12 protein-coding genes are annotated in these 12,065 nt (G+C 60.7%); 5 read left to right on the top strand and 7 right to left on the bottom strand.

What is annotated here, in order from left to right; all coding sequences use genetic code 11:
• Positions 1–15 precede the first annotated feature (15 nt).
• Together ACM1ZW_RS05215 and ACM1ZW_RS05220 are read right to left on the bottom strand one after the other, a co-directional pair.
• A complete protein-coding gene (locus tag ACM1ZW_RS05215; RefSeq protein WP_416740276.1) occupies positions 16–777 on the bottom strand; it encodes a YdcF family protein in 762 nt (253 codons plus the stop codon).
• Positions 778–884: 107 nt separating this feature from the next.
• The gene (locus ACM1ZW_RS05220) at positions 885–1,205 is read right to left on the bottom strand and encodes a hypothetical protein (RefSeq protein WP_017340987.1); all 321 of its coding nucleotides are present in this window, start codon (positions 1,203–1,205) and stop codon (positions 885–887) included.
• A 279-nt stretch (positions 1,206–1,484) separates the two neighbouring features.
• Here ACM1ZW_RS05220 and leuS point away from each other — a divergent pair, with 279 nt between their 5' ends.
• The 5 genes from leuS (at position 1,485) to ACM1ZW_RS05245 (ending at position 7,522) form a co-directional block, all read left to right on the top strand.
• Complete coding sequence (gene leuS / locus ACM1ZW_RS05225; RefSeq protein WP_416740277.1) at positions 1,485–4,091, top strand: leucine--tRNA ligase; 2,607 nt, start codon at positions 1,485–1,487, stop codon at positions 4,089–4,091.
• A gap of 86 nt (positions 4,092–4,177) precedes the next feature.
• Positions 4,178–4,783, top strand: coding sequence for an LPS assembly lipoprotein LptE (gene lptE, locus ACM1ZW_RS05230; RefSeq protein WP_017340989.1), 606 nt, complete (start codon positions 4,178–4,180; stop codon positions 4,781–4,783).
• 39 nt (positions 4,784–4,822) lie between these two features.
• Positions 4,823–5,860 carry a DNA polymerase III subunit delta gene (holA, locus tag ACM1ZW_RS05235; RefSeq protein ID WP_416740278.1) on the top strand — a complete coding sequence of 346 codons (1,038 nt, stop codon included), beginning with the start codon at positions 4,823–4,825 and terminating at the stop codon, positions 5,858–5,860.
• Positions 5,861–5,972: 112 nt separating this feature from the next.
• Complete coding sequence (arfA, locus tag ACM1ZW_RS05240; protein WP_017340991.1) at positions 5,973–6,137, top strand: alternative ribosome rescue factor ArfA; 165 nt, start codon at positions 5,973–5,975, stop codon at positions 6,135–6,137.
• Positions 6,138–6,199: 62 nt separating this feature from the next.
• A complete protein-coding gene (locus ACM1ZW_RS05245; protein ID WP_017340992.1) occupies positions 6,200–7,522 on the top strand; it encodes a lytic murein transglycosylase in 1,323 nt (440 codons plus the stop codon).
• Positions 7,523–7,617: 95 nt separating this feature from the next.
• Here ACM1ZW_RS05245 and ACM1ZW_RS05250 read toward each other — a convergent pair whose 3' ends face one another.
• The 5 genes from ACM1ZW_RS05250 to ACM1ZW_RS05270 form a co-directional block, all read right to left on the bottom strand.
• Positions 7,618–8,565, bottom strand: a complete 948-nt coding sequence (locus tag ACM1ZW_RS05250; protein WP_416740279.1) for a S66 peptidase family protein — start codon at positions 8,563–8,565, stop codon at positions 7,618–7,620.
• A gap of 176 nt (positions 8,566–8,741) precedes the next feature.
• Entirely contained in the window at positions 8,742–9,764 is a 1,023-nt protein-coding gene (gene lipA, locus ACM1ZW_RS05255) for a lipoyl synthase (RefSeq protein ID WP_007946663.1), read from the bottom strand.
• A 1-nt stretch (position 9,765) separates the two neighbouring features.
• Positions 9,766–10,413, bottom strand: a complete 648-nt coding sequence (gene lipB / locus ACM1ZW_RS05260; RefSeq protein ID WP_017340994.1) for a lipoyl(octanoyl) transferase LipB — start codon at positions 10,411–10,413, stop codon at positions 9,766–9,768.
• A complete protein-coding gene (locus ACM1ZW_RS05265) occupies positions 10,413–10,688 on the bottom strand; it encodes a DUF493 domain-containing protein (protein WP_017340995.1) in 276 nt (91 codons plus the stop codon). Before ACM1ZW_RS05265 ends, lipB begins: the two co-directional genes overlap by 1 nt.
• Before the next feature lie 80 nt (positions 10,689–10,768).
• Positions 10,769–11,926, bottom strand: coding sequence for a D-alanyl-D-alanine carboxypeptidase family protein (locus ACM1ZW_RS05270; protein WP_414878124.1), 1,158 nt, complete (start codon positions 11,924–11,926; stop codon positions 10,769–10,771).
• Positions 11,927–12,065: the final 139 nt, after the last annotated feature.

The following is a 12,065-nucleotide window of genomic DNA, read 5'->3' on the forward strand; positions in this document are numbered from 1 at the left end:
GCCTGCAAAAGATTTTCAGCGGTAAAACAATGAATACCCGATCTGGCCCACCGCCTCATTCATCAGCTGCCCGCTCTGCCAGATCGACTTGAACTCAGGCATCCAGCCACCCAATGGCCGGGCATTGTCCACGCCTAGGAACCCCACTGGTGCGGGCACCACCTCAAATCCTGCTTTCTGGAAACTCCAGACCGCCCGCGGCATGTGCCAGGCCTGCGTCACGACCACAACACGCTTGATCCCCTGTGGCAGCAACACTTCGGCACTGAACTGCGCATTTTCCCAGGTTGTACGGCTGCGCCCTTCCTGCCAACGCACGGTGATGCCAGAGTCTTCGAGCATCGAATCCGCCATCAATTTGGCTTCGGTGGGCGGCGTACCGAAATGCAGACCGCCGCTGGTGAGGATCGGCAGGCCGGACGCCTTGGCCAGTCGCGCGGCATAACGCTGGCGCCCAAGGCCCACGCCGGTCGGCTGGTCGTCGCCCCAAGCCAGATCGCCCCGCTCACGCCCGGAACCCAGCACCACGACCGCATCAGCGCGCTGACTCAGGGTCGCCCATTCGGTGCGATCCAGCGCCGGCTCCCGCTCCAGCGCCTTGGCGCTCCATTGCACTACCACCGGCAAACTCATCAGCCAGAAGCCACCGAAGCCCAGCGCAAAGCACAGTCCGGCCAGCCGCGGCCTCGAGCGGCGAAACCACCAGGCAAGCGCCAGCAACAGCAATAAAATGCCGGGCGGCAGCAGAAGTTGTTTTACGAAATAACGAAAAGGCATCGAGCATCTCCAGAAGATGCTCGAAGCCTAAGTGGATTGACGCAATGCGACAACAAATGCGGAAGGACTATGCTTCAAAAAACCATGTGTCATGGCTTCAAGTGCCCTTACTTGAATTGCAGAGACCGGACCTTTACCGCGTCCCTGCCCGGTGCCTTGTCCTTGAGCCAGATGATCTTGGCCGAACGTGGTGCGTCTAGTTGCTTCACTGCTTCTGACAAGCATCCGTGTGTTTCACGTTCACAGCGGTCCAGATACGCCTTGACCAGTGCAAATTCTGCGGGGCTCAGGCCACGCAACTCCAGCTCAAGGGGGCATTCATCGCGCAATCGGCCAGCGGTTTTTGCCGCGTCCAGGGCCATTCCCAGACGATCGATCAGTCTTTCGTACAGCTCCGGCTTTGTAACTTTTTGCTGTGACTCAACCATCCCTCACCTCATTGAAGATAAGACTCACTCCCCATTTAGAGCTTAGCTTCGCTGAACAAACCGGCTGGATGCCGCGACCAACGGCCCTCGCGGCCCTTTTTGCAGGACGCGCGGCAGTAATCAGGGTTTCCCTCGGTAGAGTGCGGTCATGTATGCTACGGCGCTTCCTGTAACTCCACTTCCAGCTCGCTTGGGCACCGCAACGCCGATTTGGCGTGATCACCGTCCAGCGTTGCATTGAAGAGGATTAGGCCACCCCTATTCAGTTCAAAAGTAGCCATGCACGAACAATATCAGCCCCGTGAAATCGAAGCCGCCGCCCAGTCATTCTGGGACGAGCAAAAGTCCTTTGAAGTCAGTGAACAGCCAGGCAAGGAGACGTTCTACTGCCTGTCGATGTTCCCTTACCCCAGCGGCAAGCTACACATGGGGCACGTGCGCAACTACACCATCGGCGACGTGATCTCCCGCTACCAGCGCATGCAAGGCAAGAACGTCCTGCAACCCATGGGTTGGGACGCCTTCGGCATGCCGGCGGAAAACGCCGCGATGAAGAACAACGTAGCGCCCGCCAAGTGGACCTACGAAAACATCGCCTACATGAAAACCCAGCTGCGCAGCCTGGGCCTGGCGGTGGACTGGTCCCGTGAAGTGACCACCTGCAAACCGGATTACTACCGCTGGGAACAATGGCTGTTCACCCGCCTGTTCGAAAAAGGCGTGATCTACAAGAAAAGCGGCACCGTGAACTGGGACCCGGTCGACCAGACCGTCCTGGCCAACGAACAGGTGATCGACGGTCGCGGCTGGCGTTCCGGCGCGCTGATCGAAAAGCGCGAAATCCCGATGTACTACTTCAAGATCACCGCCTACGCGGATGAGCTGCTGGAGAGCCTCGACGAACTGACCGGCTGGCCTGAGCAGGTCAAGACCATGCAGCGCAACTGGATCGGCAAATCCCGCGGCATGGAAGTGCAGTTCCCGTACAACGTCGACTCCATCGGCGAAACCGGCGCACTGAAAGTCTTCACCACCCGTCCGGACACCCTGATGGGCGCGACCTACGTTGCCGTGGCCGCCGAACACCCCCTGGCCACCCTGGCCGCACAGAACAACCCTGAGCTGCAGGCGTTCATCGCTGAATGCAAGGGCGGCAGCGTCGCCGAAGCCGACGTCGCCACTCAAGAGAAAAAGGGCCTGCCGACCTCGCTGTTCGTCGAGCACCCGCTGACCGGCGAGAAACTCCCGGTATGGGTCGCCAACTATGTGCTGATGCACTACGGCGATGGCGCGGTGATGGCTGTTCCGGCTCACGATGAACGTGATTTCGAGTTCGCCACCAAGTACAACCTGCCGATCAAATCCGTGGTGCGCACCAGTTCCGGTGACACCAACCCGGCTCCTTGGCAGGATGCGTACGGCGAGCACGGCACGCTGATCAACTCCGGCGAATTCGACGGCCTCGACTTCCCAGGCGCGTTCGACGCCATTGAAGTCGCGCTGCTCAAGAAGAACCTCGGCGCCTCGCGCACCCAGTTCCGCCTGCGCGACTGGGGCATCAGCCGCCAGCGCTACTGGGGTTGCCCGATCCCGATCATCCACTGCACCACCTGCGGTGATGTGCCGGTCCCGGAAGATCAACTGCCGGTCGTGTTGCCCGAAGACGTGGTACCGGACGGCGCTGGTTCGCCATTGGCGCGCATGCCTGAGTTCTACGAGTGCAGTTGCCCGAAATGCGGTGCACCGGCCAAGCGTGAAACCGACACCATGGACACCTTCGTCGAGTCCTCGTGGTACTACGCCCGTTACGCCTCGCCACACTATGAAGGCGGTCTGGTGGAAAAATCGGCGGCCGATCACTGGTTGCCGGTGGATCAATACATCGGCGGTATCGAACACGCGATCCTTCACCTGCTGTACGCGCGCTTCTTCCACAAGCTGATGCGCGACGAAGGCCTGGTGAGCTCCAACGAGCCGTTCAAGAACCTGCTGACCCAGGGCATGGTGATCGCCGAGACTTACTATCGTCGCGAAGCCAACGGTGCCTACACCTGGTTCAATCCGGCGGACGTCGAACTCGAACGCGACAGCAAGGCCAAGGTCATCAGCGCCAAACTGATCGCAGATGGCCTGCCGGTAGAAATCGGCGGCACCGAGAAGATGGCCAAGTCAAAGAACAACGGCGTCGACCCTCAGTCGATGATTGACCAGTTCGGTGCAGATACCTGCCGCCTGTTCATGATGTTCGCCTCGCCACCCGACATGAGCGCGGAATGGTCCGACTCCGGAGTAGAAGGTTCGCACCGTTTCCTCAAGCGCGTCTGGCGCCTGGCTCAAGCCCACGTCACTCAGGGCCTGCCGGGCAACCTGGACGTCGCCAGCCTGAACGACGAGCAGAAAGCCGTTCGCCGTTCGATCCACCTGGCCATCAAGCAGGCCAGCCACGACGTCGGCCAGAACCACAAATTCAACACGGCCATCGCCCAGGTGATGACGCTGATGAACGTACTGGAAAAAGCCGCGCAAGGCACTGAACAGGATCGCGCGCTGGTTCATGAAGGTCTGGAAGCCGTGACGTTGCTGCTGGCTCCGATCACCCCGCACATCAGCCACGAGCTGTGGAATCAACTGGGTCACGCAGACCCGGTGATCGACGCCGGTTGGCCGGTGGTGGACGAAACCGCACTGGTTCAGGACAGCCTGACACTGGTCATCCAGGTCAACGGCAAGCTGCGCGGCCAGATCGAGATGCCGGCCACCGCGACTCGCGAAGAAGTCGAAGCCGCTGCCCGTGTCAACGAGAACGTGCTGCGCTTCGTCGATGGCCTGACTATTCGTAAAGTGATCGTAGTGCCCGGGAAACTGGTCAATATCGTCGCCAGCTAATTGGATCAGGCGCCAGGGAGCCTGGCGCCGAGTAAAACCTTTCGGGCCGCACGGTCGGCCCACATGGTTTCAAGGGGAGCAACAAGATGATCAAACGCAATTTGCTGGTGATGGGCCTTGCGGTCCTGTTGAGCGCCTGCGGTTTCCAGCTGCGCGGCACCGGTACCTATGAACTCGCCTTCAAGGAACTCGACCTGAGTGCACGCAACTCCTATGGAGAAACCGTGACCATGATGCGTCAGTTGCTGGAGAGCAGCGGCGTCAATATCCACACGGGCGCACCTTACAAACTGGTGCTGGCCGATGAGCAGGAAAGCCAGCGCATCCTCAGTTATGCGGGCGCCGGCCGTACTGGCGAGTACCAGGTCACTACAGTACTCAACTACGACATCCGTGGTGAGCACAATCTTGCGCTGCTGAGCGACAAGCTCGAAGTGCAGAAAGTCTTTATCCACGACGGCAACAACCTGGTGGGTTCCGATCAGGAAGCCACCGATGCTCGCAAGGAGATCCGTCGCGAACTGGTACAACGCATGATGTTGCGCTTGCAGCAACTGTCGCCGGCCCAGCTGGATCAGTTGCAACAGACCGCCGAGGCCAAGGCCAAGGCTGAAGCTGCGGCACTGGAAGCCGCACAGAAGGCTGAAGCGGAAACGCCGCGTCAGTCGCCTATCGAAATCCCGCAGCAGTAAGACTTACGGGGCGCTCAGGCGCCCCGTTCGCCCTCTCTTATGAAACTCGCCCCCGCCCAACTCGCCAAACACTTGCAAGGTGCTCTCGCGCCGGTCTACGTCATCAGTGGCGACGACCCGTTGCTGTGCCAGGAAGCCGCTGACGCCATTCGTGCCGCCGCTCGCCAACAGGGTTTCGACGAACGCCAGGTGTTTGCCGCCGACGCCAGTTTCGATTGGGGCACGTTGCTGCAGGCCGGCGCAAGCATGTCGTTGTTCGCTGAAAAACGCCTGCTGGAGCTGCGTCTGCCGTCCGGCAAACCCGGTGACAAAGGGGCGGCCGCGTTCATCGAATACTGCTCGCGACCAGCTGAAGACACCGTGTTGCTGATCAGCCTGCCGAAACTCGATGGCAGTGCGCAGAAAACCAAGTGGGGCAAGGCGTTGGTCGAAGGCCAGCACTCTCAGTTCGTGCAAATCTGGCCGGTGGATGCCAACCAGTTGCCGAGCTGGATCCGCCAGCGCTTGTCCCAGGCCGGGCTCTCCGCCAGCCAGGACGCCGTCGAGCTGATCGCCGCGCGCGTCGAAGGCAATCTGCTGGCCGCCGCCCAGGAAATCGAAAAGCTCAAGCTGATGGCCGAAGGCGGCCAGATCACCGTCGAGACCGTACAAGCGGCGGTGGCCGACAGTGCACGCTTCGATGTCTTCGGCTTGACCGATGCGATTCTCAACGGTGAAGCAGCGCATGCCCTGCGTATGCTCGAAGGCTTGCGCGGTGAAGGCGTCGAGCCGCCGGTGATTCTCTGGGCCCTGGCCCGTGAACTGCGCCTGCTCGCCAACCTGTCGCAGCAATACAGTCAGGGCGTGCCGCTGGACAAAGCCTTCAGCTCTGCCCGACCGCCGGTCTGGGACAAACGCAAACCGCTGATGAGCAAAGCCCTGCAACGCTACTCGGCACAACGCTGGGCGCAGCTGTTGCTGGAAGCACAGCGGATTGACGCACAGATCAAAGGCCAGGCTGCGGGTTCGCCGTGGATGAGTCTGAGTCGGTTGTCGCTGTTGATGGCCGGGCAAAGATTGTCGTTGCCAGCGGAGTAAGATCAAAAGATCCTGCTTCCTACACAAAACACATCCATTTGCACTGTAGACAGAACCCCAACTTCGGCAGATGATTTCCCCCGCAACCCCCACTCACTTGCGAGAGATCATCATGAGCAAAAAGCCATCTAAAAATGGCCCCAACAAGGCCAAATCCATCATCGCCCAGCCACTGTTCCGCAGCCGTCAGGAACGAGCCGGCAAGGGCAAAGGCAGCTACCGCCGCGAAGCCTTCCAGTCTGACAACTGGGAGGCTTCTTACTTTCTGGCGGCCTGAAAGGCAAGCCAGCGCTCAACATGTTAAGGTCTGCACCTGATTCGTATTCCCTGGACCCGTGCATGCCCTTTTGTATTTCCCGTCGTTGGCACCTGCGCCAATTGATAGCTGCCTCCAGCCTCGTTCTGCTTGTCGCCTGCGCGGAAAAACCGACCGCCGCCGACGCCCAACCGCTTCAGACCCTTCCCGTCGCGACAGCCCCTGCGGTGATCCCGCCCGTGGTGCCGACCGGAGAAAATCTCGACATCCTGCCGACCCAGACCTTCGCCGAATGGCAGGCGGGTTTTCGCAAGGATGCCCTGGCCGCCGGCATCCGCGCCGACCTGTTTGATCGCGCCTTCGCCAATGTCAGCCTGGACACCAGCGTAATCCGTGCCGACCGCAGCCAGCCGGAGTTTTCCCGCCCGGTGTGGGAATACCTCGACGGCGCCCTGTCGCCGCTGCGTGTGCGCAAAGGCCAGGCACTGGTCAACCAATACGCCGACATCCTGCAAAGCATCGAACAACGCTACGGCGTCGATCGTCAGGCGCTGGTCGCGGTGTGGGGCATGGAAAGTAACTTCGGCCAGTTTCAGGGCAGCAAGTCGGTGATCAACTCCCTGGCGACCCTGGCCTACGAAGGCCGGCGCCCTGGTTTCGCCCATGCGCAATTGATCGCGGCCCTGCAGATCCTGCAACAGGGTGATATCGAGCCGGAGCAGATGCTCGGTTCCTGGGCCGGCGCCATGGGCCAGACCCAGTTCATCCCGACCACCTACAACACCCATGCCGTGGACTTCGATGGCGACGGTCGCCGCGACATCTGGGGCAGCTCCGCCGACGCCCTGGCCTCGACCGCCCACTACCTGCAAAGCTCTGGCTGGCAAAAAGGTCAGCCGTGGGGCTTTGAAGTTCAGCTACCGGGGAGCTTCAACTACGTGCTGGCTGATGGCACGATCCGCAAGACTGTCGCCGAATGGCGGCAACTGGGCGTGACGCTGCCTAACGGCGGACAGGTTCCAGCGGGCTCCGAATACCTGTCCGCAGCGCTGTTGCTGCCGGCGGGTTACCGCGGCCCGGCATTCCTGGTGCTCGACAACTTCCGTGCGATCCTCAAGTACAACAACTCTTCGTCCTATGCGCTGGCGGTCAGTTTGTTGTCCGAACGTTTCAACGGCGCGGGTCTGATCAACGGCACCTGGCCCAAGGATGATTTGCCGCTGAGCCGTACCGAGCGGATCGAGCTGCAAAACCTGCTGAGCGCCCAGAAATACGATGCAGGCACCGCCGACGGCATCATTGGTGCCAACACCCGCAAGGCGATTCGCAGTGCGCAGCAGTCGTTTGGCTGGCCGGCGGATGGGTATCCGACGCACAAGTTGCTCGAAGGCCTGCGTAACCGCTAAAAACAAAAGATCGCAGCCTTCGGCTGCTCCTACAGGGTTTTGCGTTCACCTGTAGGAGCTGCCGAAGGCTGCGATCTTTTTTGTAGCCCCGCTACTTACCTGACCACCACATCCTGCTCCAGCACCAATTCCTTGCTCCCCGCATCCAGCCTCACCAACGCCCCCAGCGGCAACGTCAGGTTCGGATCGCAATGCCCGCTGCGCCACCCCGACAGCACCGGTATCCGCAACGGCTCAAAGGTCTGCTTGAGCAAACGCTCCAGCGCGACCGTATCGACCCCCGCCACATCCCCTACCAGAACCCCGCGCAGCTTGCCCAGCGTGCCGGCCAGACGCAGATGAGTCAGCAGCCGGTCAATCCGATACAACGGCTCGTTGATGTCCTCGATAAACAGAATGACGCCCTCGGCATCGATTTCATAAGGCGTGCCCATGGTCGCGGCAATCATCGCCAGATTGCCTCCCAACAAGCGCCCGTGAGCGATACCTGGCTCGATGGTCGTCAACGGATAGGCTACCGGGTGCGCCAGCACGCTGCCCGCCTTCACCTGCCCTCTGAGCATGTTGAAAAACGAAGCCTCGGTAGGCTGTTGCTTGCCTCCCAACAGATCGGCATTGAGCAACGGACCATGAAAGGTCACGAACCCCGCATAACGGCTGATCGCCAGGTGCAGCGCCGTGATATCGCTGTAGCCGATGAACGGCTTGGCGTTGTTTTGCAGCAACTCGAAATCGATGCGGTCGAGCAAACGCGGTGTGCCGTAACCGCCGCGCAGACAAATGATTGCATCGACCTCACAGTCGGCGAACGCCGCGTGCAAGTCATTGAGGCGCACATCGTCGCTGCCGGCCAGGTACCCGTCCTGCTCGTAGACACCGGGAAAAATTCGCAGCGCGTAACCGCGGGCCCGCATCCAGGCCACGGCTTTGTCGGTGTCCAGGGCTGCAGGGCCGGCAGGCGCGATTACGCCGATCAGCCCTTCCCGGGGCAACGCCGGCACCGGCGTATGTGGAAACAGTGTGTGGGTCGGTCGAACGGTCATCCATGAATCTCCCTGCGCGAAATCTTCAGCACACAGTAGTCAGGAACGGGGACAAACAGAAGAGGGTCAGTCGCCCCGCAGGTTGCAGGAAAAAACGGTGATCGCCGTAGGCAAGGCGAAAAAATGCCCGCAAGGCAGGAAAGCCATGCGGGCATTTTGTATTTCTCACCGCGTGATCAGGACGACATCAGCTCGGCTTTAACCAGCTTCGCCTGCTCGTCGGCGTGGTACGAGGAACGTACCAGCGGGCCGGAAGCGACGTTCTTGAAGCCCATTTTGTAACCTTCCTCGGCGAACCAGGCGAAGGTGTCCGGGTGCACGAAACGCTGCACCGGCAAGTGGCTGCGGGACGGTTGCAGGTACTGGCCCAGGGTCAGCATGTCGATGTCGTGTTCACGCATGCGCTTCATGACTTCGATGACTTCTTCGTCTGTCTCGCCCAGACCCAGCATCAGGCCGGACTTGGTCGGAATGTGCGGCATCATCTGCTTGAAGCGTTGCAGCAGGGTCAGCGACCACTGGTAGTCCGAACCCGGACGCGCAGCCTTGTACAGGCGCGGCACGGTTTCCAGGTTGTGGTTGAACACATCCGGTGGCTCGGCGGCGGTGATTTCCAGCGCGACGTCCATGCGGCCACGGTAGTCCGGAACCAGGGTTTCGAGCTGCACATTCGGCGACAGCTTGCGGATCTCGCGGATGCAGTCGGCAAAGTGCTGGGCACCGCCGTCACGCAAGTCGTCGCGGTCAACCGAGGTGATCACCACGTATTTCAGTTTCAGGTCGGCAATGGCGATGGCCAGGCTTTCCGGCTCATTGACGTCCAGTGGTTTCGGACGGCCGTGGCCCACGTCGCAGAACGGACAGCGACGGGTGCAGATATCGCCCATGATCATGAACGTCGCGGTGCCGCCGGAGAAGCACTCGCCCAGGTTCGGGCAGGACGCTTCTTCGCACACGCTGTGCAGCTTGTGTTTGCGCAGCAGGGCCTTGATGCGGTCGACTTCCGGGGAAACCGGGATGCGCACGCGGATCCAGTCGGGTTTCTTCGGCAGTTCGGTGGTCGGGATGATCTTCACCGGGATGCGTGCAACCTTCTCGGCGCCGCGCAGCTTGACGCCGGCTTCTACCTTGGCACGCGGGGCCGGACGCTCGGTGACATCCAGCGTCGGGATCATGGTTTGCACTGCATCAGTAGTCATATCAGTCGATTCCGCCCGTTAGGGTCGTCTGCTCAGCATAGTCGAGGTGTTTGACGAGCTGCGCGCGCAGCCGGGCACTTACCTCGGCAAATTCAATCGATCCTGCGTGATCGCTCAGCTGGGTCATCGCCAGCCCGGCGTAGCCGCAGGGATTAATCCGTCGAAACGGTTCCAGGTCCATGTCCACGTTCAGGGCCAGGCCATGAAAGGAACAACCGTGGCGGATCCGCAGACCCAGGGAAGCGATTTTCGCGCCGTCGACGTAGACGCCCGGCGCATCCGGCTTCGCCGCGGCAGTGACGCCGTAACTGGCCAGCAGCTCGATCAGGCAGTGTTCCATGCGGGTGACCAGGTCACGCACGCCGAAACCGAGCTTGCGTACATCGAGCAACAGGTAGGCCACCAACTGACCGGGACCGTGATAAGTCACCTGGCCACCACGATCGACCTGCACCACCGGAATATCCCCTGGCAGCAACAAGTGCTCGGCCTTGCCGGCCTGGCCCTGGGTGAACACCGGTGGGTGTTCCACCAGCCAGATCTCGTCAGCGGCATCGCTACCACGCTCGTTGGTGAAGCGCTGCATGGCATGCCAGACCGGCTCGTACGCCATCTGGCCGAGGTCGCGAAAGCCCAGCGTGCCAGACATCACAGCACCATGTGCACGAAACCGGTAGCCCGCAACTCGCTGTTGATGTCGTACAGCTGTTCTTGACCGGTGGCGATGATGTGCAGCTGGATAGTCGTGTACTTGCCGTTGGTACTCTGGCGCTCGGCCAGGGTCTTGTGGTCAACGGTCGCGTGTTTCTCGAGGATCGCGATGATCTTGTCCTTGAAACCCACGCCGGTGTCGCCGATCACCTTGATCGGATAATCCGCGCAGGGGAATTCGATCTTTGGCGCATTTACTTCGGTGTCTGTCATGGCGTAACGGCCTCGTAAGCCGTGGCAACGGACATGGCCCCGCTCCGGATTGGAGCGGGGCCATGAGAGTCCACACTAATTCAGTTGAACAAGCCGTAGAAGAATAGACGGATGCTATCCCACATGCGACGGAAGATACCACCCTCGTCGACCGCGTCCAGGGCGATCAGGTCAGCGCTGTGCACCACCTTGTCGTCCAGTTTCACTTCGACTTTGCCGATCACGTCGCCCTTGGCGATTGGCGCAACCAGTTGCGGGTTCATGGTCATGCTGGCGGCGAGCTTTTTCAGCTGGCCTTTTGGCAGGGTCATGGTCAGGTCTTCAGCCAGGCCGGCCTTGACTTGATTGGTGCTGCCTTTCCAGACAGGGGCCTGGGCCAGCTCGGCGCCTTTCTGATAGAAGGTCTGGGTTTCGAAGAAACGGAAACCGTAGGTCAGCAGCTTCTGGGTTTCCGATGCGCGGGCCACTTCGCTGTTGGTGCCGAACACCACGGCGATCAGGCGCATGCCATCACGAACGGCCGAAGACACCATGCAGTAGCCGGCTTCTTCGGTGTGGCCGGTTTTCAGACCGTCAACGGTCTTGTCACGCCACAGCAGCAGGTTGCGGTTAGGTTGCTTGATGCCGTTCCAGAAGAACTCTTTCTGCGAGTAGATCGCGTAGTGAGCCGGGTCTTCGTGGATGATCGCGCGAGCCAGCACGGCCATGTCGTGGGCCGACGAGTAGTGCTCCGGGTTCGGCAGGCCGGTCGGGTTCATGAAGTGGCTGTTGGTCATGCCCAGGTCGGCCACGGTTTTGTTCATCATGTCGGCGAAAGCGTCTTCGCTGCCGGCGATGTGCTCGGAGAGCGCAACACTGGCGTCGTTGCCCGACTGAATGATGATGCCGTGCAGCAGGTCGCTGACCGTCACTTGCGAACCGACCTTGATGAACATCCGCGAACCGCCGGTGCGCCAGGCGTTTTCGCTGACGGTCACCGGATCGTTTTCGCCGATCTGGCCACGACGGATTTCCAGGGTCGCGATGTACGCGGTCATCAGCTTGGTCAGGCTGGCAGGCGGCAGACGCTGGTCACCGTTGTTCTCGACCAGCACGTTGCCGCTGCTGGCATCCATGAGCACGTAGGCTTTGGCGGCCAGTTGTGGCGGCGACGGCATCATCTCGACCGCAAAAGCGGCAGGCGAGAGGAGCAGCGGGACTAGAAGGCACAGGCGTTTGGCAAAGGTGGTGATGTTCATCCGTCTCTCGAAATCGCTAATGGAAACTGCCCGAGGGCAAAACTAATCAGACAACCTTCTAACGGGTTGTCGCGTGTTCAGTCGTTCACTCAGAACCCTTGCCGGGCTTTTGTTCTTCAACGAGCCAACAACCAGGTTC

It is taken from the genome of Pseudomonas sp. NFX71 (assembly GCF_048079215.1).
Classification (GTDB): domain Bacteria; phylum Pseudomonadota; class Gammaproteobacteria; order Pseudomonadales; family Pseudomonadaceae; genus Aquipseudomonas; species Aquipseudomonas fluorescens_B.

Bases quoted from the DNA above. Each gene is read 5' to 3' on its own strand.
- ACM1ZW_RS05215 (WP_416740276.1), bottom strand. From the start codon at position 777: ATGCCTTTTCGTTATTTCGTAAAACAACTTCTGCTGCCGCCCGGCATT.
- ACM1ZW_RS05220 (WP_017340987.1), bottom strand. From the start codon at position 1,205: ATGGTTGAGTCACAGCAAAAAGTTACAAAGCCGGAGCTGTACGAAAGA.
- leuS (WP_416740277.1), top strand. From the start codon at position 1,485: ATGCACGAACAATATCAGCCCCGTGAAATCGAAGCCGCCGCCCAGTCA.
- lptE (WP_017340989.1), top strand. From the start codon at position 4,178: ATGATCAAACGCAATTTGCTGGTGATGGGCCTTGCGGTCCTGTTGAGC.
- holA (WP_416740278.1), top strand. From the start codon at position 4,823: ATGAAACTCGCCCCCGCCCAACTCGCCAAACACTTGCAAGGTGCTCTC.
- arfA (WP_017340991.1), top strand. From the start codon at position 5,973: ATGAGCAAAAAGCCATCTAAAAATGGCCCCAACAAGGCCAAATCCATC.
- ACM1ZW_RS05245 (WP_017340992.1), top strand. From the start codon at position 6,200: ATGCCCTTTTGTATTTCCCGTCGTTGGCACCTGCGCCAATTGATAGCT.
- ACM1ZW_RS05250 (WP_416740279.1), bottom strand. From the start codon at position 8,565: ATGACCGTTCGACCGACCCACACACTGTTTCCACATACGCCGGTGCCG.
- lipA (WP_007946663.1), bottom strand. From the start codon at position 9,764: ATGACTACTGATGCAGTGCAAACCATGATCCCGACGCTGGATGTCACC.
- lipB (WP_017340994.1), bottom strand. From the start codon at position 10,413: ATGTCTGGCACGCTGGGCTTTCGCGACCTCGGCCAGATGGCGTACGAG.
- ACM1ZW_RS05265 (WP_017340995.1), bottom strand. From the start codon at position 10,688: ATGACAGACACCGAAGTAAATGCGCCAAAGATCGAATTCCCCTGCGCG.
- ACM1ZW_RS05270 (WP_414878124.1), bottom strand. From the start codon at position 11,926: ATGAACATCACCACCTTTGCCAAACGCCTGTGCCTTCTAGTCCCGCTG.